At 33.0% G+C, this 23611-nt stretch carries 32 protein-coding genes and 2 pseudogenes; 15 read left to right on the forward strand and 19 right to left on the reverse strand.

Features of this window, described 5'->3' with window-relative positions; genetic code table 11:
• Positions 1 to 19: 19 nt before the first annotated feature.
• Positions 20 to 154, reverse strand: a complete 135-nt coding sequence (locus ABC346_RS13670; RefSeq protein WP_413235367.1) for a cytochrome c oxidase subunit 2A — start codon at positions 152 to 154, stop codon at positions 20 to 22.
• A gap of 269 nt (positions 155 to 423) precedes the next feature.
• A complete protein-coding gene (locus ABC346_RS13675; protein WP_011066143.1) occupies positions 424 to 624 on the reverse strand; it encodes a cold-shock protein in 201 nt (66 codons plus the stop codon).
• Between the two features lie 294 nt (positions 625 to 918).
• Here ABC346_RS13675 and ABC346_RS13680 point away from each other — a divergent pair, with 294 nt between their 5' ends.
• Positions 919 to 1521 carry an HD domain-containing protein gene (locus ABC346_RS13680; protein ID WP_413235368.1) on the forward strand — a complete coding sequence of 201 codons (603 nt, stop codon included), beginning with the start codon at positions 919 to 921 and terminating at the stop codon, positions 1519 to 1521.
• A gap of 3 nt (positions 1522 to 1524) precedes the next feature.
• Here the strand turns inward: ABC346_RS13680 and ABC346_RS13685 are convergent, their stop codons facing one another.
• Positions 1525 to 2556, reverse strand: a complete 1032-nt coding sequence (locus ABC346_RS13685) for a C40 family peptidase (RefSeq protein ID WP_413235369.1) — start codon at positions 2554 to 2556, stop codon at positions 1525 to 1527.
• A gap of 164 nt (positions 2557 to 2720) precedes the next feature.
• On the opposite strand from ABC346_RS13685, the gene ABC346_RS13690 reads away from it, so the two are divergent.
• The 9 genes from ABC346_RS13690 to ABC346_RS13730 all read left to right on the forward strand — a co-directional run bounded on the left by ABC346_RS13690 (position 2721) and on the right by ABC346_RS13730 (position 8364).
• On the forward strand, positions 2721 to 3674 hold the full coding sequence (locus tag ABC346_RS13690; RefSeq protein ID WP_413235370.1) for a thymidylate synthase: 954 nt from the start codon (positions 2721 to 2723) through the stop codon (positions 3672 to 3674).
• 61 nt (positions 3675 to 3735) lie between these two features.
• Positions 3736 to 4224: a dihydrofolate reductase gene (locus ABC346_RS13695; RefSeq protein ID WP_413235371.1), complete on the forward strand. Its 489-nt coding sequence runs from the start codon at positions 3736 to 3738 to the stop codon at positions 4222 to 4224.
• A gap of 174 nt (positions 4225 to 4398) precedes the next feature.
• Positions 4399 to 4569 (forward strand): twin-arginine translocase TatA/TatE family subunit, encoded by a 171-nt coding sequence (gene tatA / locus ABC346_RS13700; protein WP_413236558.1) that lies wholly within the window; start codon positions 4399 to 4401, stop codon positions 4567 to 4569.
• 76 nt (positions 4570 to 4645) lie between these two features.
• Positions 4646 to 5419, forward strand: coding sequence for a twin-arginine translocase subunit TatC (tatC, locus tag ABC346_RS13705; protein ID WP_413235372.1), 774 nt, complete (start codon positions 4646 to 4648; stop codon positions 5417 to 5419).
• Positions 5420 to 5440: 21 nt separating this feature from the next.
• On the forward strand, positions 5441 to 5668 hold the full coding sequence (locus tag ABC346_RS13710; protein ID WP_413235373.1) for a YozE family protein: 228 nt from the start codon (positions 5441 to 5443) through the stop codon (positions 5666 to 5668).
• A gap of 219 nt (positions 5669 to 5887) precedes the next feature.
• The gene (gene vrrA, locus ABC346_RS13715; protein WP_413235374.1) at positions 5888 to 6406 is read left to right on the forward strand and encodes a VrrA/YqfQ family protein; all 519 of its coding nucleotides are present in this window, start codon (positions 5888 to 5890) and stop codon (positions 6404 to 6406) included.
• Positions 6407 to 6486: 80 nt separating this feature from the next.
• Positions 6487 to 7446, forward strand: coding sequence for a peptide-methionine (S)-S-oxide reductase MsrA (msrA, locus tag ABC346_RS13720; RefSeq protein ID WP_413235375.1), 960 nt, complete (start codon positions 6487 to 6489; stop codon positions 7444 to 7446).
• Between the two features lie 37 nt (positions 7447 to 7483).
• Positions 7484 to 7687: a DUF6501 family protein gene (locus ABC346_RS13725; RefSeq protein WP_413235376.1), complete on the forward strand. Its 204-nt coding sequence runs from the start codon at positions 7484 to 7486 to the stop codon at positions 7685 to 7687.
• A gap of 125 nt (positions 7688 to 7812) precedes the next feature.
• On the forward strand, positions 7813 to 8364 hold the full coding sequence (locus ABC346_RS13730) for a histidine phosphatase family protein (protein ID WP_413235377.1): 552 nt from the start codon (positions 7813 to 7815) through the stop codon (positions 8362 to 8364).
• Here ABC346_RS13730 and ABC346_RS13735 read toward each other — a convergent pair.
• Positions 8355 to 9545 (reverse strand): M14 family metallopeptidase, encoded by a 1191-nt coding sequence (locus ABC346_RS13735; protein ID WP_413235378.1) that lies wholly within the window; start codon positions 9543 to 9545, stop codon positions 8355 to 8357. The genes ABC346_RS13730 and ABC346_RS13735 overlap by 10 nt on opposite strands.
• A gap of 135 nt (positions 9546 to 9680) precedes the next feature.
• Between ABC346_RS13735 and ABC346_RS13740 the strand changes: the two genes are divergently transcribed.
• On the forward strand, positions 9681 to 9920 hold the full coding sequence (locus ABC346_RS13740) for a 4Fe-4S dicluster domain-containing protein (RefSeq protein WP_011066130.1): 240 nt from the start codon (positions 9681 to 9683) through the stop codon (positions 9918 to 9920).
• Between the two features lie 106 nt (positions 9921 to 10026).
• Entirely contained in the window at positions 10027 to 11556 is a 1530-nt protein-coding gene (locus ABC346_RS13745; protein ID WP_413235379.1) for an FAD-dependent oxidoreductase, read from the forward strand.
• A 468-nt stretch (positions 11557 to 12024) separates the two neighbouring features.
• On the opposite strand, the gene ABC346_RS13750 is transcribed toward ABC346_RS13745, so the two are convergent.
• The 3 genes from ABC346_RS13750 to ABC346_RS13760 form a co-directional block, all read right to left on the reverse strand.
• Positions 12025 to 13092, reverse strand: coding sequence for a saccharopine dehydrogenase NADP-binding domain-containing protein (locus ABC346_RS13750; protein WP_413235380.1), 1068 nt, complete (start codon positions 13090 to 13092; stop codon positions 12025 to 12027).
• Between the two features lie 478 nt (positions 13093 to 13570).
• Positions 13571 to 13909, reverse strand: coding sequence for a membrane lipoprotein lipid attachment site-containing protein (locus ABC346_RS13755; RefSeq protein ID WP_413235381.1), 339 nt, complete (start codon positions 13907 to 13909; stop codon positions 13571 to 13573).
• Between the two features lie 360 nt (positions 13910 to 14269).
• Complete coding sequence (locus ABC346_RS13760; RefSeq protein ID WP_413235382.1) at positions 14270 to 14536, reverse strand: hypothetical protein; 267 nt, start codon at positions 14534 to 14536, stop codon at positions 14270 to 14272.
• 145 nt (positions 14537 to 14681) lie between these two features.
• On the opposite strand from ABC346_RS13760, the gene ABC346_RS13765 reads away from it, so the two are divergent.
• Both ABC346_RS13765 and ABC346_RS13770 read left to right on the forward strand, forming a co-directional pair.
• Positions 14682 to 15629, forward strand: coding sequence for a hypothetical protein (locus ABC346_RS13765; protein ID WP_413235383.1), 948 nt, complete (start codon positions 14682 to 14684; stop codon positions 15627 to 15629).
• A gap of 13 nt (positions 15630 to 15642) precedes the next feature.
• Positions 15643 to 15931: pseudogene (locus ABC346_RS13770) on the forward strand (MBL fold metallo-hydrolase); the annotation flags it as partial.
• A 402-nt stretch (positions 15932 to 16333) separates the two neighbouring features.
• Here ABC346_RS13770 and ABC346_RS13775 read toward each other — a convergent pair.
• The 12 genes and pseudogenes from ABC346_RS13775 to ABC346_RS13830 all read right to left on the reverse strand — a co-directional run bounded on the left by ABC346_RS13775 (position 16334) and on the right by ABC346_RS13830 (position 22552).
• Positions 16334 to 16498: a hypothetical protein gene (locus ABC346_RS13775; RefSeq protein ID WP_413235384.1), complete on the reverse strand. Its 165-nt coding sequence runs from the start codon at positions 16496 to 16498 to the stop codon at positions 16334 to 16336.
• A gap of 13 nt (positions 16499 to 16511) precedes the next feature.
• Complete coding sequence (locus ABC346_RS13780) at positions 16512 to 17483, reverse strand: SDR family oxidoreductase (RefSeq protein ID WP_413235385.1); 972 nt, start codon at positions 17481 to 17483, stop codon at positions 16512 to 16514.
• A gap of 145 nt (positions 17484 to 17628) precedes the next feature.
• A pseudogene (locus ABC346_RS13785) lies at positions 17629 to 18459 on the reverse strand (GNAT family N-acetyltransferase).
• Between the two features lie 61 nt (positions 18460 to 18520).
• On the reverse strand, positions 18521 to 19177 hold the full coding sequence (locus ABC346_RS13790; protein WP_413235386.1) for an alpha/beta fold hydrolase: 657 nt from the start codon (positions 19175 to 19177) through the stop codon (positions 18521 to 18523).
• Between the two features lie 124 nt (positions 19178 to 19301).
• The gene (locus ABC346_RS13795; protein ID WP_413235387.1) at positions 19302 to 19820 is read right to left on the reverse strand and encodes a ClbS/DfsB family four-helix bundle protein; all 519 of its coding nucleotides are present in this window, start codon (positions 19818 to 19820) and stop codon (positions 19302 to 19304) included.
• A gap of 23 nt (positions 19821 to 19843) precedes the next feature.
• The gene (locus ABC346_RS13800; protein WP_413235388.1) at positions 19844 to 20170 is read right to left on the reverse strand and encodes a DUF3221 domain-containing protein; all 327 of its coding nucleotides are present in this window, start codon (positions 20168 to 20170) and stop codon (positions 19844 to 19846) included.
• 71 nt (positions 20171 to 20241) lie between these two features.
• Positions 20242 to 20433 (reverse strand): hypothetical protein, encoded by a 192-nt coding sequence (locus ABC346_RS13805; RefSeq protein ID WP_413235389.1) that lies wholly within the window; start codon positions 20431 to 20433, stop codon positions 20242 to 20244.
• A gap of 32 nt (positions 20434 to 20465) precedes the next feature.
• Entirely contained in the window at positions 20466 to 20867 is a 402-nt protein-coding gene (locus ABC346_RS13810; RefSeq protein ID WP_413235390.1) for a hypothetical protein, read from the reverse strand.
• A 105-nt stretch (positions 20868 to 20972) separates the two neighbouring features.
• Entirely contained in the window at positions 20973 to 21503 is a 531-nt protein-coding gene (locus tag ABC346_RS13815; protein ID WP_413235391.1) for a GNAT family N-acetyltransferase, read from the reverse strand.
• A gap of 160 nt (positions 21504 to 21663) precedes the next feature.
• Entirely contained in the window at positions 21664 to 21888 is a 225-nt protein-coding gene (locus tag ABC346_RS13820; RefSeq protein ID WP_413235392.1) for a hypothetical protein, read from the reverse strand.
• Positions 21881 to 22042: a hypothetical protein gene (locus tag ABC346_RS13825; protein WP_413235393.1), complete on the reverse strand. Its 162-nt coding sequence runs from the start codon at positions 22040 to 22042 to the stop codon at positions 21881 to 21883. Before ABC346_RS13825 ends, ABC346_RS13820 begins: the two co-directional genes overlap by 8 nt.
• Positions 22043 to 22096: 54 nt before the next feature.
• Complete coding sequence (locus tag ABC346_RS13830) at positions 22097 to 22552, reverse strand: GNAT family N-acetyltransferase (protein WP_413235394.1); 456 nt, start codon at positions 22550 to 22552, stop codon at positions 22097 to 22099.
• A 145-nt stretch (positions 22553 to 22697) separates the two neighbouring features.
• Here ABC346_RS13830 and ABC346_RS13835 point away from each other — a divergent pair, with 145 nt between their 5' ends.
• The gene (locus ABC346_RS13835; protein ID WP_413235395.1) at positions 22698 to 23570 is read left to right on the forward strand and encodes an SDR family oxidoreductase; all 873 of its coding nucleotides are present in this window, start codon (positions 22698 to 22700) and stop codon (positions 23568 to 23570) included.
• Positions 23571 to 23611 lie beyond the last annotated feature (41 nt).

Below are 23611 nucleotides of genomic sequence, written 5' to 3' on the forward strand. Positions count from 1 at the left end.
TTTCTCTCATCCTTTCTTCTTATCTAGTCATAAAGAGTGTAAATACGGATACCCAACAAACAACAATAAGCCCACCTAATATTAATACCGAAGCAAATGTCCCTTTTAGGTTTGGCTCCGCTTCATTGTTATCTTTATGAAAGAGATTTTTCATTTTCATCACCCCTTTTGTATCTATAGTTTTATCATACACAATACAAAGGTCCTATTTGTACACATCACGGACTATTCACACTTTGTTCAATTATGCACAAATTAGGCGTTCTATAGATTTTACAAACTTTTAAGTTAGAAAAGTTTGTGAACGATTGATGAACAAACAGGGGCTTTTATTGACAAATTAGAAGGAGAAGAGATGAAGATTAAAATCAAACACAAAAAAAGCGGAAAGCTTTTTGTTAAGCTTCCGCTATATATTAGATATTATTTTTTTACAACGTTTGCTGCTTGAGGACCACGTTCACCTTCAACAATTTCAAAAGAAACTTCTTGTCCCTCTTCTAAAGATTTAAAGCCTTCTTCTTGGATTGCTGAATAGTGTACGAATACATCATTACCTTCTTCTAGTTGGATAAATCCGTAACCTTTCTCAGCATTGAACCATTTTACTACTCCGTTTTCCATGTAAATTTCCTCCTAATACTTCCACGTAAAACGCGTGTTATTACAAAGTTGACCAACGGAATATTAAAAAAGGGCAGCTCCTATAGAAGTACGGATCATAAATCATCCACTTCTATAGAAGCTGCCTTAGGTAATTAATGATTCCGTACATCTTCTTTGCTTGTTACTAATATTAGCCTATTCAAACAAATCAGTCAAGAAAATGGCTTTAATTTTTGATGAATTAACTAAAATTTACAAATAGTGTAACGAATGATAAAGTAATCTTAAAATCTATTCATATTGGAGGAAATAATGAGTTCGAAGGAGATCCAATTAGAAAAAATTACTGAATACGTAAAACACAAGTTCTCGAATGATACTACTGGTCATGATTATTTTCATTTAGAAAGGGTTGTAAATAACGCGACTAAGATCGCTATAGAAGAGGAGGCTAATCTATTTATAACCATAGCTGCTGCATGGCTTCATGATATAGCTGATCATAAGTTAACCAATAATCAAGAAAATGAATTAAATGAGCTTTCACAATTTCTTCATCAACTAGGATTACAACATTCTCAAATTGAAGCAATAATGACGATTATCAATACTACTTCATATTCTAAAGGTATTATACCTTCAACAATAGAAGGTAAAATTATTCAAGATGCGGATCGATTAGACGCACTCGGCGCCATCGGATTAGCTAGAGCTTTTGCGTATGGAGGTTCAAACCAGCGAGCCATTTATGATCCAACAAAATCATCTGGTTCTACCATTCACCATTTTTACGAGAAATTACTTCTTTTAAAGGATTCAATGCATACGAATACAGGTAGAATGATAGCAATAGAACGCCATCAATACATGCAAAAGTTCCTACAACACTTCTTTAAAGAATGGGAGGGGGAGTAACCTTTAAATTCGTTTCGCACCAATGTACCTCTCTTCCCAGTAAGGATTAGATAATTCACCAATAGCTACACCACTAGAGGAACCAGCATGAATAAACTGTCCATCACCTATGTAAATACCAGCATGAGATGGTCCAGAGTGTGTGGTCGAAAAAAATACGATATCACCAATTGAAGGACTATCAACAGGAGAACTAAAATTCCATATCTCACTAACCGTTCGAGGGATTACGATATCATTACTTTCATAGACGTACTGTATGAATCCACTACAATCAAAACCTTCTGGGCCATCACCACCATATACATAAGGGGTCCCTATTAAGGATCTAGCTGCTTTTATAACAGGCTGTTTATTTCCACTTACATCGAGTTGTTTCGAGTAGTAGGGGTCCTGACTTTTCTCTTCGGTGGAATCATTATTATTTTCATTAGTTGATAGGTCATCACTCTCAATTGTTTCTACACTAGAACTTTGGGATTCTTCTATAGTTGATGACTCCACAGCATAATATATTTCTTGAATCCTTTCGTCTTGTTGTTCACTGACTAATGATAAGTCATAATCTTTCTCTATACTAACTAAGGCATCATGGGTTAAAGGACCATAAATACCATCTATCTCACCTGAATAATAATCCAGAGTAACTAACGCCTTTTGGACTTCTTTTATATTATCCGATTTCATACCTGGTTGAATAGAGTTTATCTTATCTTCAATTATAGAAAGTGAATTGGCTTTTTCCATTTCTTCTAATTCAGTAATACTAAGTGCATCATCAAATTGTTCGGTATCTATTTGATAGGCTAATTGTTCTGAAGTAATACTATATTGTTCCGTATTCCAATTTTCACCAAACCAAATATCTTCCTTTTTTATTAACGCGTTCGATGATTCAAAATGATCACCGTTTTGAACCACCTGTTCAGATGCCATTATATCGACTGGTAATCCAGTCATGGCAATAAATGGTTGGCTAGCAACATATGTATATACAATAGAATTTTTAATTATTTGTTCTAAAGTGGTATTCAAATTTGGAACCTCCTTTGAAAAACCGAGCTTTACTCTAGTTTTATGTCCGAATCTAAGAGCTTATGTTTTACGTTTATGTAACAAAAGCGGACTAGTATCTGTTATAATTAAGTCATTTAAGAATTAATAAATCTATATTTCCAATATAGTTAGGAGAGATTACAATGCAAGGGGAACAAGCATACTTAGATTTGTGTAAACAAATATTTGAAAATGGAGAACAACGTGGAGATCGAACCAATACTGGAACACATTCTATATTCGGACACCAAATCCGATTTGATTTAAATAAGGGATTTCCTCTTCTAACGACAAAACGTGTTCCATTCCGTCTAGTTGCAAGTGAACTACTTTGGTTTATAAAAGGTGATACGAATATTCGTTATTTATTAAAACATAATAATAATATTTGGAATGAGTGGGCGTTTGAAAAATGGATAAATAGCGCGGATTATCATGGTCCTGATATGACAAATTTTGGCTTGCGTAGTCAAGAAGATGAGAACTTTAATAAACAATATCAAGAACAAATGGAGCTCTTCAAAACACGTATTCTTGAAGATGATGCTTTTGCGGACAAATACGGGGACTTAGGTTCTGTATACGGAAAACAATGGAGAAATTGGAAGACTACTCAAAACGAAACAATTGATCAGTTAAAAGATGTGATTCATTCCATTAAAACAAATCCAAATTCAAGGAGACATATTGTTTCAGCATGGAATCCTGAAGATATTCCAACAATGGCTTTACCTCCTTGTCATACATTATTCCAATTTTATGTTTCAAATGGAAAGCTTTCTTGTCAGCTTTATCAAAGAAGTGCAGACGTATTTCTTGGTGTACCATTCAATATAGCCAGTTATGCTTTGCTCACGCACCTTATTGCACATGAATGCGGACTAGAAGTAGGCGATTTCGTACATACTTTTGGAGATGCACATATATACTCTAACCATGTTGATCAAGTCAAAACACAATTGGAAAGAGAAATCCGCGTTTTTCCACAATTAAAAATAAACACAGACAAAGAATCTATTTTTGAGATGGACTTAGATGATTTAGTGATTGAAAATTATAATCCTCATCCAAGTATAAAAGCACCGATTGCTGTATAGTCCAAATATAGATACATGTATACTAGACGATGATTCTAACTTAGGAAGGTGAGGATATAAGATGATTTCGTTATTACTTGCTATGGATCGTAACCATGTAATTGGAGTTAATAATCAATTACCTTGGCATTTACCAAAGGATTTGCGTTTTTTTAAAGAAAAGACAACAGGAAATACTATAATTATGGGAAGAAAAACATTCGAATCAATGGGTGGGGCATTACCAAATCGAAAAAATATTGTTTTAACTAAGCGTACAGATGTACAATATGAAAATACAGAAATAATTCACCACATAGATGAAATCAAAAAATGGAGCAAAGAAAATCCAGAAGAAGAATATTTTGTAATCGGCGGTGCAAACTTATTTAAACAAGTGATGGACATTGCAGATCGGATGTATATTACCTGGATTGATGATTCATTTTCCGGAGATACATTCTTCCCAGACTTTGATAAAGAGAATTGGGTATTATCATCTAAAATAAAAGGTGACAAAGATGAGAAAAACCCGTATGATTATTACTTTATTCAGTATGATCGAAAATAAACTCAGGAAGTTTAATGAATAACTTGTTTAATTATTTCTAATCGTGCTATGATATGTATAAAGTACAGAGATGCTAAATAATAATGGATTTATCATAGGTAGTACCATTTTTATTACTCATGTATATAAACAATAGATGTTATTAAAAAACCTACGACGGTGGAGTGATGCATGATGTTTAGTAATATCGGCTTTCCAGGCTTAATATTGATTTTAATAGTAGCATTAATTGTATTTGGGCCAAAAAAGTTACCTGAAATAGGACGAGCTTTAGGTACTACACTAAAAGAATTTAAAAATGCTAGTCAAGATATTATGAATGATCACAATAAAAAGAAACAATAAAATAAACAACGAAATGGAGGTGTAGGGGAAATGCCCTTACATCTTCTTTTATGTCGTACATAAGGAGTGCTTGTATATGTCAACACCTGAAGATCAATATACCAATAGTAATGATAGTACAGAAAAAGAAATGAATGTAGTAGGACATTTATCCGAATTACGCAATCGATTAATTGTTACAGCGGTAATATTTATTATTCTATTTATAATAGGTTTTCTAAATGTGAAAGATATTTACTGGTTTTTTGTTAATGATATAGATTTGGAATTAACAGCAATTAGTCCAACAGAAATTATTTGGGTTTATTTCTCAATGGCTGGTCTGGTTGCCATAGTCGGGACAATTCCTATTTTAGCTTACCAAGTGTGGGCTTTTATAAGTCCAGCTCTAACTTCTCGCGAGAAAAAGGTTTCCTTATCTTATATACCAGCATTATTCTTGTTATTTATTATTGGACTGATATTCGGATATCTTATTTTTATTCATCTAATATTTCCATTCTTGCTATCGTTAAACGAAGATATGTTTAATATTATGTTCACAGTTGATAGATATTTCACCTTCTTAATGAAAATCACTTTACCATTTGCATTTCTATTTGAACTACCATTAATAGCAATGTTTTTAACTAGTTTAGGTATATTAACACCACAATTTATGACTAAAAACCGTAAGTATGCTTACTTTGTACTTATTATTATAGGTGTGTTAATTACACCACCGGATTTTATTTTACAAATTGTTGTTGCCGTTCCACTTATGATTATTTATGAAATTAGTATTTATTTATCTAAAATAGTTTATAAAAAGAAACAACAAAAACATGAAGAATTTATGAATGAAACATAATAGCAGAGGAGAGGAGCAAAGATGGAGCAAACATTCTATCAGTTTTTAATGACCTACCGAGGCAAAATTAAAAAAGATGATAATTCTGAACTTGCTGAGTGGGCGTTTCGTGATCATAATTTCCCTAAACATTCCAATAGCTATGATGAAATTAGTGATTACTTAGAATGGAATAGTCCATTTCCAAGTGCAATAGTAACTTTTGATTCTATTTGGAATGAATACGAATGGAAAAAAGCAGCTCATTAAGTAGCTGCTTTTTTCATGTAGAAATAACACGCAGTAATTCAAACAAACGTTTGATTAATTTTTTATTTTTTCGACAAATACTTTGTTTACATGTGCTGATTTTTGTATATTATGCCATTTCATGCGGTTTCCCGGGAAATGTTCGTAAACCAAGCCTACACATTCTAATATGTAAACGCGTATTCTATAGGTAGAACATCATGATAAGGGGGGATAAGTATGGTTTTTCCACCATCCGAACGACAACAACCTTATGGACCTATGAACCATCAACAAAATAGGAATCCGTTTTTAAACAATAGTCAAATGAGAAGTAGAGATAATTCTAGAGGAGTTGCTGGTTTATTATCCTCGTTTGGAAGCGGCAAATCAGTAGGTGGAATAGGATCGGTATCTTCTGGCGGTTTACAAAAGTTAACTAAAACCTTGGGAGGCGTCCAACAATTTTTAGGAATATTACAATCTACAGCACCATTGATTCAAGAATACGGTCCAATGGTTAAAAATCTTCCTAGTATGTATAGAATGATGAAAGCATTTAAGGAGATATCCAATGAGGATGAGGAAGTCTCTGAAAAATCAATTGAAAATACAGATTATAATACAGAAGAGGATACATCTAAGTCTGAAGGTATAAATATAAGTCAAACTGATAAAGACACCGACGCAATTACCGATCCACCAAAGCATGTAAATGAAAAGAAATCAGGGAAATCTACTCCTAAGTTATATATATAATGCTTTGCGCTTGATTTTTTTCATTAAAAAGGGAAAAATAGGGTTAAACTAATATATTAAAATGTGATTGGAGGAGTTACATGTCTAAACAAACAGAAATAGCTACATTTGCAGGAGGTTGCTTCTGGTGTATGGTAGAGCCATTTGACCAACGACCAGGTGTTATAGATATTAGTTCTGGTTATACAGGGGGGCATGTAGAAAATCCAACCTATGAACAAGTGTGTTCAAATACAACAGGTCATGTTGAAGCGGTACAAATTACATTTGACCCTGAAATCATGCCTTATAAAGAATTAGTAGAAACTTTTTGGCAACAAATTGACCCTACTGATGCTGGCGGCCAATTTAATGACCGTGGAGAGTCATACCAAACAGCTATCTTTTATCATACGGAAGAACAGAAAAAGGTAGCTGAGGATTCAAAAAAAGCATTAGATGAGAGCGATCGCTTTAAGATGCCAATAGTGACTCCAATTCTCCCAGCTGAACCATTTTATGAAGCAGAAGAAGAGCATCAGGACTATTATAAAAAACGCAGTTTCCATTACAGGTTGTATAAAAAAGGATCAGGCAGACAAGATTTCATTGAAAACAATTGGAAAAATCCAATTAATAAAAGTGATTTAAAAGAGAAACTGACTCCGATTCAGTATCATGTTACACAGGAGAATGGAACAGAACGTCCATTTGACAATGAATATTGGAACAACACACAAGAGGGAATTTATGTCGATATTATAAAAGGCAATGTTTTATTTTCATCTAAAGATCAATATGATGCTGGGTGCGGTTGGCCAAGCTTCACGAAACCAGTTGATCCTTATCAAATAGAAGACAAAGTAGATAAAACGCATGGGATGGTACGTACAGAAATTCGTAGTAAGCAATCCGATTCACACTTAGGACATGTTTTTGAAGATGGTCCTCAAGATAAAGGCGGGTTAAGGTATTGCATGAATTCTGCAGCGATGCGTTTTATTCCAAAAGAAAAAATGGCGGAAGAAGGGTATAGCAAATATTTATATATATTTGATTAACCATAATAATAATATGTAAACAAGAGGGGGACTTTTTATGATCCACTTAAATTGGGAGAACCGACCAACTATGAAGCAAATTGAATGTGTACATGCAGATGCAAAAAAATATATTGTAGATAATAAACTAACACCAGGTAAACGTTATGATGTGAAAAATGAAACGGAAGAGTTTTATTTTGTGATTGATAATAGTAATCGTATGGCGGGATTTCATAAAGAGTATTTTAAAGAAGTGTAAAACAGGGGGACATGCCCCTGTTTTTTTATGGAAAGTTGTTCTATTAATAGTAAACTTTCTTTTATTTTCATGATATACTAGTGAAGATACTTAATATTTAGAATAAATAATGAGGTGGCTTTGCTATGAAGAGAATATATTTCATTCGACACTGTTCTGCAGACGGACAACATCCTGACGCTCCTTTAACAAATGCAGGTTTGCAACAAGCAAAAGAGTTATCATTATTCCTCCAAAACACGAATGAATCTTTCTGTGGCATATGGTCAAGTCCTTATTTACGAGCAATAGACACAATAAAACCATTTTCAAACTATCTTAATATAGAAATTAATATCGATGACCGTTTAAAAGAACGAGTTTTATGTGCTGAGCCAACAGAAGATTGGATGGACGCATTAAAACAGTCCTTTGAAGATCCTGAATTTTATTTGCCTGGTGGTGAATCTGCATCTGCGCTTTTACAGAGAGCAAATGCAGTTTTAACTCCATTAATTGATGATCCTAAATTAGATACCATTATCATCGTCAGTCATGGCAATATATTATCTCATTTATTTCAACAATTTAATGGTAATTTTGGTTTCGAAGATTGGAAAACACTTGGAAACCCTGATATATACGTATTAGATATTAATTCTAGTAAAGATATGAAATTAACATCCATTTATAAATAAAGGTTTGCTATCAATATTCCTAAAGTTTCTTCATAAATTTCATCAAACTGACTAATTGGAAGTGGATTGGTTCCTTGGCCTAATTCTAATGTAAAACCAGGACGTCTGTATTCCTGTATAAACCAATCTTTATATCCAGCATAACTATCTACATATTGAATCGGTATATATCCACTTACCCTTTCGAATTCTGTTACAATTGTTAAAGATTCAGGCGGTTCCAGCCCTTCAAATCCCCAAAAAATTACTTCCCCTTGGGTATGAAGTGCATTTACTCTACTAAAATCACGATCTCCCGTTAGTTCCGCAATAGCTAAAGCTTCCGGCTCTGTAAGTGGGGCATAACCAGGAAAATCTCTAGGCTGTGGTGAAGTTGGATTTCTTTCTGCCTCAACATCCCATAAGGCAGGGTATTGATTATTTAAATCCACCCCTCGAATATTTGCTTTCCAATCGGAAAAATCGATGTTTTGGTTATTAATTTCTAATACAGACTCTTGGAGTTCTCCTGCAGCATCTGCTCCAAGTATTACAAGATCTACACCATCAGGATTCACCATAGGAACAATGGATAATTGCGTTTGTTGATAGAAAGGCAACATCGGTAATCCTCGAATGGTGGTGCTATTCGTTAAGGCAAGTACGTATTCATTTATGAACTTCATTAATACTGGTGTAGTAATCCATTCGTTTGCATGAAATGAGCCATTCATATGCACTTGTTTTGAACCTGACCCAATTTGCAATTCAATAATATCTTTTCCTAATACGGAATTTCCAATATTTCTTTGTTGGATAAACGGATATACTTGTTGTAGCAGTGTTAAATCCTGTATAAATTTCTCATACGTATATTGATCGATATCATTTACAAATAAATCTTGTATTCTTACTGGAACAAGTATAGTTTGACCAGCTTGAAGATTTTGTGAGTTAATATTTGGATTTACAATTTCAATACTATCTAAAGGTATTTGATAACGATTAGCAATTGACCAATAACTGTCACCAGTTTGTACAATATATTCATTTATGATAAACCCAGGAATCTCAATTGATTGGCCAATAGTTAAAGTTGCAACGTTGACATCAGGATTTGACGTTTCAATAAGAATGAGTGGTATTTGAAATAATTGACTATAATACCAGGCAGTGTCTCCAGGTCGAATAGTAATTTGCATATTTTAACTCCTTTCATATGCCTTTTTATCATGTTATGAAACGGATGGATAATGAATGATTCATTTATTTTTAAGACATAATGAGTTATAATAGGGGAATATCTGACAATATTGGCAAGAAGGAGGAGAAATTCGTTGGCTTTTGTTATTACGTCACCTTGTAAAACGGAAAAAGCAGGAGAGTGCGTTGAAGTATGTCCTGTTGATTGTATAGAAGAAGGCAAAGATATGTTCTACATTGAACCTGATATCTGTATTGACTGCGGTGCATGTGAAGCTGTATGCCCTGTAGAGGCAATTTACATGGAAGATGAGGTTCCGGAAGAAGAAAATGAATATATATCATTAAACCGACTATTTTTTGAAAATCGATAAATATTACTTAAACACCTGTTTTCCATGTGAAAACAGGTGTTTTTTGAGTAAAGAATAATTAGAAGGGAATGATAATACATAAATTCTTTAATAAGGAGACCTAATAATGAACGAACAACCATTGTCATCTGCAGAACCATTATGGAGAAAGAATGTAGATCTCCCAAAATTCGATAAGTTAAATGAATCTGTGAAAACAGATGTATGTGTTGTCGGTGGAGGAATTACCGGGATCACTACAGCCTACTTATTAGCAAAAGAGGGAGTTAAGGTAATACTGATTGACGCAGATAATATATTAAATGGAACAACTGGACATACAACAGCAAAAATAACAGAACAACATGGATTAATATATGATGAACTGATTAAAAACCTTGGGGAAGAAGTTGCGTTAAAATACAATCAAGCTGCTAAAGAAGCGAATGATTTTATAAAAAACACGATACAACAATTTGATATATCTTGCGGCTATGAAGAACAAGATGCTTACTTGTATACGAATGATTATTATTATGTAGATAAAATTGAAAATGAATTCAAAGCATATAATACACTTGATATTAAAGGTGAATTAGTCGATAAGTTACCGATTGAACTACCAATAAAAAAAGGGTTATTAATGCCTGGACAAGCTCAATTTCATCCATTAAAATATCTACAATTCTTACTTCATGATGCAATTAATAACGGATTAGAAGTTTATGAACATACGGTTGCTATGGAAGTAGAGCGAAATAAGCACACGACAGTAATTACAAAAGATGATCATCGAATTACTTGTAATTATGTAGTTTCCGCAAGCCATTTTCCATTTCATGATGATGAGGGATTGTATTTCACACGTATGTACGCAGAGCGTTCCTATGTGATTGCTGGGAAAACAAATTCGAAAATAAATGGCATGTATATTAATGTCGAATCTGCTACAAGATCTGTACGCTCTGTAACCATTGATAATGAAGATTATATAGTAATTGCTGGTGAAAACCATCGAGCTGGTCAAGGGAAATCATCAATAGCGCATTACGAAGAATTGCAATCGTTCGCAAAGAAATATTTTGATATAGATCATATTGCTTATCGATGGTCTGCACAAGATCTTACAACTCTAGATAAACTTCCTTATATTGGTCCAATAACTGATGGGGATCCAAGTATCCTTATAGCAACAGGATATCGTAAATGGGGCATGACAAATGGAACATTGGCCGCAAATGTGCTAGCAAGTTATATATTAAAGCATGAAAATAATCGATACCGTGAATTATTATCACCAAGTAGGTTTAAGGCTGATCCAATGATAAAAAATTTATTTACCGTAAACGCAAATACAGCGAAGGAATTTATAAAAGGAAAGTTCAGTTTTACAGATAATACAAAAATTGATGATTTAAATCAAGATGAAGCAACGATTACACACAACAAAGGAATTAGAATTGGAGTATATAAAGATAATCAAGATAATATTTATAGCGTTGATACAACTTGTACACATTTAGGGTGTGAAGTAAATTGGAATCAAGAAGATCGAACTTGGGATTGTCCATGTCATGGTTCAAGATATAATTACACTGGAGAAGTTATCGAAGGTCCAGCGAAACAATCGTTAAAAAATATATCATTAGGTGATTAATTATAAATGTGAACAAAACTAAAATAAATAATTTTTAATCTTGTCTCACTATCCAGAGTTTACTTTGATTATGAGACAAGATTTTATTGTTTTTCATTTACTTCCTATAATAAATATTATGTAAACTAGAAGAATTAAATAGCCTAATGCTTTTATTACTTACTCTCTTCCTATACTGACGAATTGCACAATAATACTTACTTCATCTAACTTGTTTGTATATTTTGCTCTTGCTGTACCGTATGTATGATTCTTATAGTAATTTTCATCAAATATTACTTTTTCTACTTTTTAACAGCTCTCGCTTATCGTTCTGATCGATTGCCGTTTTAAAGATAAAATTATATGTCTCATTCTCAGATACCTACTTGACCAACACCTATGTAGCACGTTTATTCAATTACCGTGCCCTATTCTTGAACACCCTAGGGCTACTAGCTTGTATTTTTAGATAACACCTTAAAATCTCTATTTATCCCTAATATTTAACTGTATTTTATCTGATTTAATTGTTCTTAATATGTTATCGAGGTTTGTTATCTGAAATGGAAAGCGTGCACCCGATAAATTATGCTTGAGTAAAATATTGCTAAGCGCAGCTGTTATCATAGCCGTAGTATAGTAGTCTGAAGGTGTAACTAACTGCAAAAGTTTGGAATGTTTAACGTTATTACTTTTTCCTTTAATTTCGACAGTTAAATAGGCGTTTTCGCTTTTTCGAGGGTTATGTTTAACGAACTTACTCAAGGTATGTTTGTATCGAGCTTGAGTAATAAAATTTATGAAGCCAGTTTTATTGAAAAGTGATATGGCTTTATTAAATATTGGCTGATCCCATGCTGTCCAATATCTCAAATTATTTATTTTTAGGTTTTCTTTCAAGTGCTTCTGTTCAGCATGATGAATTAACCTCACATTACTTTGCTTGTCTTTTTTATAAAACTCCATACGTTTTTTAAAAGAAAAACCTTTAATTATTTGATTGTTCAAATCTACAGGGTCGGATACGATAGACAACATATCAACGATCCCCGTAACTCCTACCTTTGCATTTGTGCTCTGCAAAAATCCTAAATTTACTTCTTCCACTTCTTGAAAACCTCTTATCCCCTCTTTTATCATTAATCCTGATAACCCCGGCAAAAAACCTGACATTACTATTGATGCAACTTGATTATTTTCACACTTACTATTTAACATTAGAACCATATCAACGAACGGTTGATATGGAGTTACATCAATACACATAATTTGTTTTTCTATGCACTTTTCTTGTACCATTGGGTGTTTTTGTTCAATGGCTACAATAACTAAATCTAAATTTACTATCGTTTTATGTATTTCTTCTTCATTATTAATATCTAGTTTCTTAAAAAAAGTGTATTTGTGCTCCAAAGAAGAAGCAAATAATTCACCTCGGGTCTCTTTATAGTCTGTAACGATTAGTTCAAATGGTTTATCAAATATCCTTATAATTTCTTTACAAATTAGTTGACCTAACGAGCCAGAAGCACCTACAACCATAATCTTCACCATAAGCTTATACCTGCTTTCGATAAAAAATACCATTACTTTAGTTTATTATACTATATTGTGTTATTTAAAACTTATTCAACAATCTGGTCTAATTGTATAAATGCGTTAAATATATTAAATAATACAATAAGCGCACGAGAAAAAGAAAAAATTCACATTAAATTTACAATTGGTGTTGAAAATGGATGGATGTAGGAAGGCGTAGCGACAGAACAATGTGGAGACGATTATCCAGATTAATGAAACGCATTATCGGAATTAATATGGTATTCTCCTAGTAAATAGATGATTTACCATTCTACTAAAGAAGACCTATGATGTAACAATATCTCATTAAGCTTAACTGTCCGGTGATCTCAAAGCGTTGAAAAAAAGAAGACGGTACAATCATCGTCATTAATTTAACAATACACCTTTGTTTATATTTAGTTATTCAGTGATTCTAGTTCTATCCCGATGAAAAAGCAGGACTGCTTTTTTACTTTATCGTTATTGTTAATTCTTGATTATTTCCACCTGATGTAACATTTATTTCCTCTTCATATATTTTCTCGTCATTCTTATAAAAATCAAGTTGATAAGTTCTGTCTGATTCTAATTCCACTTCAAACTGATTGTCATCAGGTTCAACAATTACTCCATTTTCTGGTGCTCCTGGGGTCATATCAAAAGCATACATAGTAGCTTCTCTAACAGAATTAGAATCTCCATCTATTAGACTAATGGTTACTTTTACATTTTGCTCTTGATTTTGTCCTTCATCTTGTTGACATCCTACTAAAATGAATAACAGCACCAAAAAAATGATTTTCTTCACACTTATTCACTCCATGATGGAATTTTATCAAAAACACCGTTAGTTATACGTGTTGATATATTATGTGTCGTCGCTCCAGCTGTATGAATACCAATCGCAGTCTGCCCAGTATCCGAATAACTTCTGTAAACAGGAGATCCGCTTGGCATCCAGTTGTATCAGGGTTGTGATTTAAAGTCCTTGTATTTGCGTCAACAACAGTTCCAATATCCCGTCACATGGTTTCCCCCGATCCACTTGGTGGAGTAAATGAATAACCAATAACAGTAACTGCTTTACCTTCAGGATTTAAATCAGAACCATTTGTTGTTCTATATCCATACCAACGAATTATAGAACCAGGATTTCCTCTTAATTTAATTACTCCATAGGATTTGTTATTAAATACGCATCTTCTAAAAAGTAATTATGAATACACCCTAAAGCAAATTCTAGACAGTCGTTATCTAAGTGGTTATAAATTTGTCGTAAATCAAACCCTTTCTTTTCTGGTGATTCAAAGAAATAAATTAATGTGAGAAATACTACTTTTTCCCCTTCGCTTAATGCCTTAAAGTTTTCTTCTTCATAATGCTTCTTTAAAAGAGGCATATTCTCTAATATTCTACCTGTTGCTTTTTTCAGCATTATCTCTCCTTTGTCACCAATGTTGACAACTAATTCACTATCTTAAGGAAAGTTTGATATAATTACGTTGACAGCACGGAAATTAGTTTCCAACATTTCCTAGAAAAAAGTTATTTCGTTATTAAAAGAAAAAGGAAGATGATATATGAAATCGTCAAACATTTCTAACAACATGTTTATTTTCACGTTGTTTGTTTTTATGGCTGCTGGATTCACTTTGCTTTATATCCATTTCAGTAGTACCATTCATGATGAACCTGTAGAAGAAACCGTTGAACTAAAATATAGCAAAAAAGGATTATACTTATATCCACGCTTTGAAGTTCATGTCTCAAACTCAGAACGACCTAGCAAAATTTCCAAAGAACAATTTGATGCTATCCAAGTAGGAGATAAAATTTCTGGATACATGAAAAACGCTGATACTTTCGTAACGGAGAAAGATATTCAATTTGAAAAAACATTAGCAATACCTGTCTTTATTTTCTTATATTTCCCTGTAATGATGTTTGGCTGTCTTTTATTGAAGGATATAAAATTCATTAAAAATAATCACACTCGCAAAGAACAGATAAAAAGGATACTAAAGATAAGTGGCTACTCCTTATTAACTGCTTACATCATACTTGGAATGATTTTTGTTATACTGACAGCAATAAATATTTTCAATAAAATGAATGAATGGAATCAAACAGAAGTAACAGCTACTGTAATAGATGGCGACTTTAACGAGACTCGTTCACACAAAGGTGCATCTTATACAACCTATGAATTATTCCTTCATTATCAAGATCGAGAAGGAAGAGATTATATAACTAAAAAAGCAGTAACCGGAACTACATATAATGAATATCGTTTGGAAGAAAACATTCCACTCATTTATCGGAATAATAACGTGCATGATACTTTTATTTCCACTGAAAGTGTAAACGAAATTTGGCCAGCTTTTTTAAATCTGTTTACGATATTTTTGGGATTTTATATAGTTTCGCTATTTGCGATGTATAAAGCATGGCGTAAAATGAAAAAAAATAAAAAGGAAATACAAGACGTGATTATAGAAAACAACAAGAAAAATAAACATCTTTATTAAGGAGTTAATATATATGAATAAACATCACGTTCGTAACGCAACAGCGGTTGTAAAATATTCAGGAAAATAGTTTCTAATTGATCCAAAGTTAGCAGAAAAAGGGACTATGAGACCTTTTTGGAACTAGTGTTGGTTTACATCCTGCACCAAAAGAAGACCAAAATAATCCTTTGGTTAGCTTACCGACATCCATTGACAATATTATATCTAATATTGATGCTGTCCTTGTCACTCATCTGCATCCTGATCACTGGGATGATGCTGCTAAAGAAGCATTGTCAAAAGAAATAAAAATATTTGCTTAAAATGATGACGATATGACAGAAATTCGAAACGCCGGAATCTTAAAGCAGCTTATAAATTTGTAACTGGTAATTGAAGAGATGATTGGGATAGTATAACTCCCAAATGGAGAAATATAATTAATCAATTGGTTAATATTTCGACTGGTAATGATACTGGATATGATGAAGTAGCATCAGCAACTGAAAATAATTAATATAAATATCGTATAGGTAGGTCGAAGATCAAGTAAGTATTTAGTTGTTACAATTTTTATAATACATATGGTTAATGGTTCTAGCGGTATTTTGACACGATGAACTACACCAGAGACTGTACTCCTTCAACTCATCGTAAAGTGCTACTCACCAATTGGTAAGTAGCACACCATTTAATAAAGGCTATCCTCCCCTTATTTTTATTTACACTACAGGATAATTAAAGGTATATTCTGGATAGCAATAAAACGGTGGACGCATTCCAATTACAGGTAAATAAAATGAAGTATCAAGATATTTTACAGATACTGTTTCTTCTGAATAAGGTTCTAGAAGCCAATAAACTTCTTTTGAAAATGTATATTTCATAAAAAAACCCCTTTTAAGAATTTGTAGACTGTCCCCCGTCTACATGAAGAACCTGGCCAGTTACATAACTGGAATCATTAGAAGCGAGATAAACAAAAGTAGGAGCCAATTCAAATGGTTGTGCGGCACGCTGCATAGGATTATTTGAACCAAATATAGCTACATTATCAGCAGAAAAACTAGATGGAATTAACGGAGTCCAGACTGGCCCAGGAGCAACTGCATTCACTCTTATTCCTTTTTTTACAACATTTAATGCCAATGATCTGGTCCAACCGACAATCGCTCCTTTGGTTGCAGTGTAATCAATAAGATCTGTCTGACCAGAGTATGTTACAACGGATGCTGTACCAATAATTGAACTCCCTGGTTTTAAAAAAGGTATCGCCGCCTTTGTTGTGTAAAAGTGCGAAAAGAAATTCACATAGAATGTGCGTTCAAATTGTTCATCAGATATATCTTCTAATTCATTTTGTTGAAACTGGATACCCGCATTGTTAACGACTATATCAATCCCACGAAATCGTTCCACTGTTTGTTCAACAATTCCTTTTGCATGCTGTTTGTCTTCCAAATCTCCTGGCAACAATAAACATGCTCGCCCCAACTGCTCAATGCGTTTTTTTGTTCTTTCTGCATCATTATGTTCATCTAAATAGGATATTGCTATATCTGCACCTTCTTTAGCAAAAGCAATGGCAGTAGCAGCCCCAATCCCGCTATCACCTCCTGTTATGAGCGCTACTTTTCCTTTTAGCTTTTCACTACCTTTATAATTTGGATTCTCTATTATTGGTAAAGGAACCATTAATTCTTCTACTCCAGGCTGTCGCAATTGTCTTTGTTCAGGATTAGATATTGGTATTTCTTTAAATTGAGTAATTGTTCCATAATGTGGGTATAGCGGGTAAGGTACATTTCGAAGATGATCCAAAAATTTTTGTTGTAATTCGATTATATTTTTTTCGGGATTACTTTCAGGCATAATTAACCTCCTTTAAATAAAGTGGTTATTTAATATATGCGAACCATTCCTTGTACTATTCACTTACCTATATTCATGTACACTGATAGATAAATATAGCCTGATTATCAAAAGATAATTATTTATTCAAATTATTTTCAAGAAATTACTCTAACTTAAATTCATACCCTTTATAGTTCAATACCCTCCTAAATCCAATATTCTCCGCTACTGCCATCGAGGGCTTGTTAGATTCCATACAATCCCAATACGGAACGAGATGTTTATCCATATATTCTTCTACAAAAGCTATTGCTACTCTTTGGGCTAACTTCTTACCACGATGCTTTCTAAGCGTTTCGATATCAATACAGTGAATCTTATCAACTACAAACCCAGAGAAACAGACACTTACAATTTCACTTTGATACACCATACAGTAACCAATTCCTTCACTAAAGAATTTATCAGGTGAAGGCCAAAACTCTAATATCTTGGAATGTAGAAATTCAATATTTATAATCGAATGATCAGTGTTGTTATAGAGTATTTCACTAATCTTAACAACACTATATCCAAGTTCAGTAGGAAGTCTATAATTTCCTTTGTAATCTGTTTTTTGCAACAAATAAACTCTCTGATTCCAGCTTCCAAGATTACGATTTTTAAAGACTCTTTTAATAGTGTCATCCCATTTATTATGATTACCAATAGCCTCGAACCAATCTAATCCTACCATTATTGCTTCTGGTATAATTATCTTTTCAATAAACTAGTTTATATTGGAATTGAATTTTTCGTTGCTCTCATTTCCAATAAAGATAAAACCATCATTATTACCTAACCAAATAAGTCCCGAAGTGGGAGAATCGGCATCATCCACAAAAATGCGACCAGGATTCACACCAAGGACTATTGCTTTAGCTTCCAATTGACTTTGTTCACTAAGCAACCCTTTACATTTATAAAAGTCTGCATTATTTAATTCTGTAATCAAATGTTACCAAATCCTTCTGTAATAAATTATTTTTAAAAAGTCTATGAGCTTTAGCGGTCTTTTAATCATTTATACTTCTATTAGATATATATATACGGGAATTTTCGTAAAAAACTTCCAATATTTCTGCTAATTTTTTAGGTTCTTGTACGTTTATTTCATGTGAAGCATTCGTTATGAACTGAATCTTTGATTTTGGAATAAGCTCTAGCAAATTTTTTGAGGCATTTCTATTTGCGTGGTCTTTCTCTCCACAAACAATTAATGTATCACAAGAAATATCGATTAAATCTTTGCTGAAATTTAAATCTACCATTGAATTTGTTAATTGAATAAAATGTTCCTTTTTAAACCCCATTTTTCCAAAAGCAGACTTTGGCATAAACCGAAAAATACTATTTTGAAATTTTAGTAGTAGTTTCGGCATCTCATATTGTGCTCCGATTAATACTAAAGACTTTACCTTGTCTGGAAAATCAACGACATAATTTAACGCTAATATTCCGCCTAATGACAATCCACAAAGATGTAATGGTTCATCCATATCTTCACAGTATTTTACAAAACTATTGTACAGGTTGTTATAAGTAACATCTTTATGATTAACCATTCTAACTAAATCAGGGCACGTTGCACGGTAGTGTCTTGGTAAGTAAGAAATAACATTATCCCAACTAGATGAGCTTTGCCCAAGTCCATGAATAAATACATATACCATAAAATCCACTCCAGATATATTTAAAGTTTAACTTTTATTTCAATGTGAAAAAATCATTCAAGTTAACCTAGATAATAAAATGAGGTATAAGATTTCTCAGATAACCTACTCCTCTTTAAAAGCCTTACACTTCAATTTCATTGATCTCCTTTGCAATAACTTCACACTTTTTTATCGCCCATTGGTAATGTTTCGAGGTGTTTGCTGCAAAATAACCTAAAAGATTACTCGTTTTCGTCCATTTATAGTATTTCTTTGTCATAATTTCTTCGTCGGTATGCAGCTCAATTAATTTCATCACTCTGTTATGGCTTAGTTTTAACTTATTTATCGCCTGATTTATTTTTACATCCTGATAACTATCTCGAATTCGTATATTTAATTGGTTAATGTCTCTCCATTTATACCCAGGTGCAGGCATCGAAGGTACATCATCATTCATCCCTTCTCTATACCATCGCTCAAGCATTGCATGCCATTCGTATAAATGCATGCATACATCCCGGAAATTCTTATCTCTTTCTTCTGTATCAATTGAGATTTTTCTTTTTCTGTAAGGTACTGACTCGATTATTTCAAGTAACTTTTTAAATTGTTCCTCGCTATTTATTAACAAAACTTCTTTTGGACTATCTGCTGACATGGTAATCCTCCCTCATTACTTATTCACTCTTGAATAATCGTTATATCTTTTGCTATTGCTTGTTCTGGATAAGATGCCATAATATCTCCGTCTAATTTTACTATTACGTAATCACCAGGTTTGAACTCTTGGTCTCCATCATACCTTAAGTCAATTAAAGAGACATTATCATCTATTAACTGTTGAACTGTTTTATCTTGAGATTTATTATATTCTTCCTGCGTCATACCCTCAGATAAATATATATCATTGCCCTCTATCCCAACGATATATCCCGTTATATTATTAGAGCATCCAATTAATAGTATTATGTAGAAAAAAACGGTTAAAAGAATGATTTTTCTTGTCATACGCTCTATCCCCTCCAATAAGAACAAGTGTTCCTAACCCTTGGAATCGGCACTTTATTGAAATATTCCGTCTAATCTAATTGTTTTGATAGAGCGAAAATTAATATACTAATGATGATTGGCAGGATTAAAAACAAAAATATTGAGGTAGTATTAGTAAATGTACCTAAAGTAAAATACAGAAAAGCTCTACCAATAATGTACCAAACAACCGCTAAAACAATGATAAATACAGCAACATCTATAATACCTTGTTTCGTCATTACTCCTATATCTCCATCCTCTAACACATATTTTACTCATTCATTCTAAATGAAGTCACTTCTATAATTGGAGCTTGTTTTCCTGCGCTTTTAAATTCGAATACATCACAAAAATAGGTTAACTCATTGTTTGATATATACGTTCCTTTAACCGCAGCTTCTTTTCCATGTGTGATGATGGATTCTATGTTCATTTCTTCTATATCTTTATGTCGCTCAATCAGCCATAAATTTATGTTCTCCGCTCCTTCTACGTAAGTATTGTGAATTTCTTTCCATGTAATTGCAGGCGATACGACTTGACTAAGATTACTAGATCGACTTTCTAATATGTTGGCATAAAATTGAACGAGTAATTCTTTTCGTGGCGCATTATTACATCCTTGTGGGAAATGCAATACTTTCCCATCCCTTAACACTATTTCATCTAACATTTGATTAAGTCACCTCATTTACATACCAATCTTGTGTCCAGCTAAGTGGTAATTCCTTAGTGATACGTCAAGATTATTTACATACGGAACATAAATACTATTGTCTTATTCCTTATAATTTCTTTTTAAAAGCCCCATGAAGATGATATCATGCCAGGCTCCATCCCGATAAAGCTGTTCATTTAATGTCCCCTCTTCTACAAATCCCAACTTTTTATATAAATTTATTGCTCGATCATTGAAAGAAAACACTCGGAGATATACTTTATGCAAGTTTAATTCTTTAAAAGTAAAGTCCAATAAAAGCTTAACAGATTCACGCCCAAATCCCTTACTCCAATAATCTTTATCTCCAATGTCAATGATACACTCTGCGTTACGATTTCCATAATCAATGTTAATCAGCGATGTAACACCAATAGGCTTATCAGTTTCAACTTCCTCGATCATATATCCCTTAGAATTTTCAGCTTCAATTATGCTATTGACGAATTTTTCAGTATCAGCATATGTGAAGACATCTAAAGACGGATTTGTAAAATGCATGACCTCTATATCATTTCTCCACTTATGATAAATAGAGACATCTTCACTGGCTAATTTTCTTAATCGAATTCTATCCCCGTAAAACAACATTGAAAGCAGCTCCTTATTAGCATGTAATGTAACGAAAGCAAGCAATATATAATGTTAGAAAATCAATTAATCGATGTCATATTATTTGTCATTTTTATACTCCCCTTACTGCATCTATTAGTTTTTTGTTTTTTAGTTTACATAATATGTTTATGGTGAACTAATTGCTTAATGGTAATATCAGACTTTCATCTTGGTACTCGGAATACATTTCGCTGTATTTTTCTACTTTTGTACAACGATCATCTTCACAACCAAATAAATGAGTATGTTTATCCGTAAATACTAAAACATCATAATGATAAGGAAAAACTCCTCCCTTATTTTGGTCTATTGAAGTTTTAATACTAATAATCTGTTCATTTTCATTGATCTCTCTAATCATTCGAATTAATAGCTTTTACTACCATTTCTCCAAGGATTGTTTCATCTTCTTCATTTGCTACATACCATTGATCAATTAACAGCCACTTTCCTAGAAAATAAATGTTAATAAAAAGACTAACAATAAATAAAGTGATATATATTTTCTTTTTCAATAGTTGGTTACTCCTCATATTTTACTTGTACAACCAAATAACACACTTAACTTATCAAGCACCATCTTCAACGTTTAGTTCCATAATTAGTTCTCCCTCCGGATCTGTCTCCCCTGTTAGCACAAACCCATACTTCTCGTACAATTGTTTTGCAACATAATTTGTAGATATGATACTTAACTTTATCGTTCTAACTTGATAGGTAGTTTTTATATAATCCAAGATTAACGGTATATATAGATGTGCATAGCCTTTTCCTTGATGTTCTGCAGCAATCATAAATCGATCAAACCATGCGCTTTGCCTTTCCTCGGAGTGAAATCCTACCATTGCATACCCTATAGGTGCATCATCATCGTATAACCCGAGAGAAATCGTATATTGTTCGATAAAACTTTCCGCTAGACAATATGATACACTCTCCACGAAATGTTGTTGATGAGATCCAACTGTTAAAGTTGCAATCTCTCTCCAGTTTTCTTTTGTGATCTCTTCAATATGTACTTTCATAGTTAAATAACTTCCTTAATTTTTTAATTATTTCAACATATTTATTATAATAAATAATAACATGGTTCACCAATATTTTTTATATCCCTTTTTAAACTTTAATAGTACGGGTATAGACTCTTATCCTAAGAAAAAGGAGAATTATATGCAAAATAAAACGATAATTGTAACGGGTGCAAACGCTGGAATGGGATTGGCAACGACGATAGAACTTGCAAAAAAAGGTATTCATGTAATTATGGCATGCAGAGATACCAAGCGTGGTAACGAAGCAAAAGAAAAGGTAATCGAGGAAAGCAACTCAACAAACATCTCATTATATCAATGTGATTTAGGTTCTAAGCAAAGTATATATAAATTTGCAGATCAAATAAAAGAAGACTTTGATAAAATTGATGGGCTAATCAATAATGCAGGTGTTGTATCAATGAAACATACCAAAACAGAAGATGGATTTGAATCAATGATTGGTGTTAATCATCTCGGTCATTTCTTGCTTACCAATCTTCTCTTAGATGTGTTGAAAAAATCGGATCAAGCTCGAATTATTAATGTTGCTTCCGGAGCGTATAAAGCGGGAACCATAGATTATAATGATATGCATTTTAACCATCGTTCCTTTAATGTCATTAAAGGATATGGACAGTCTAAATTATGTAATATACTCTTCACCCTTGAATTGAATAAACACTTAGAAGGTACGAATGTATCTACGTTTGCCCTGCACCCTGGAGCGGTATCCACAAGCCTTGGAGTAGATAGACAAACAGGGTTTGGTGAAAAGGTACACAATCTCCTTCGTCCCTTCTTCCTGACATCAGAAGAAGGTGCAGAAACTGCTATATATTTAGCAACCGAACCGAAAATTGATCATCTGACAGGCAGATACTTTTATAAGAAAAAATTACAGCCAACAAAATATAGTAAAGTCAATGAAGATGAAGCAAAAAAACTATGGAATTGGAGCATAAAAGAAGTAGGATTGGATCAAAAAGCAACTGAAGAAGTGACTTCATAAACGAATAGAGCTATCTCAAATTGTGAGATAGCTCTTTATTT

The organism is Oceanobacillus phoenicis (genome assembly GCF_047238145.1).
Classification (GTDB): Bacteria; Bacillota; Bacilli; order Bacillales; family Amphibacillaceae; genus Oceanobacillus.